Annotated in this window: 1 protein-coding gene; it reads right to left on the bottom strand. The window is 64.0% G+C overall.

Annotation, left to right across the window (positions count from 1 at the left end; translation table 11 throughout):
- Positions 1-328, bottom strand: a 328-nt coding sequence (locus tag EN859_RS36375) for a response regulator transcription factor (protein WP_135913687.1), incomplete at both ends; no start/stop codon positions are given.

The following is a 328-nucleotide window of genomic DNA, read 5'->3' as shown; positions in this document are numbered from 1 at the left end:
GGGTCGATGAAGCGGCCGCCCTCCGCCAGCCTCCGAATTGCCGCAAGCAGTACGTCCGGGTTGCTGTCTTTCGTGACATAACCCGTTGCGCCCGCACGCAACGCGCGCGAGACGACCTGTGCCTCGTTATGGATGCTCAGCACGAGCAGCGGCAGCGACGGACGCTCGGCGCGCACGCGCCGGATCAGGTCCACGCCGCTAATGCCCGGCATTGTCATGTCGAGCAACAGCAGATCCACCTGACAGGTGCGCAGTTTCTCGATGACTTCGGAGCCTTGCGCTGCTTCCCCCGCCACCACGATATCGGGCGTGGTTTCGATGATCTGCT

Origin of the sequence: Mesorhizobium sp. M00.F.Ca.ET.216.01.1.1 (assembly GCF_004010325.2) — a bacterium.
Classification (GTDB): Bacteria; Pseudomonadota; Alphaproteobacteria; order Rhizobiales; family Rhizobiaceae; genus Mesorhizobium.
Note: the sequence above shows the minus strand (reverse complement) of the source record. Positions and strands in the feature narration are given on the sequence as shown.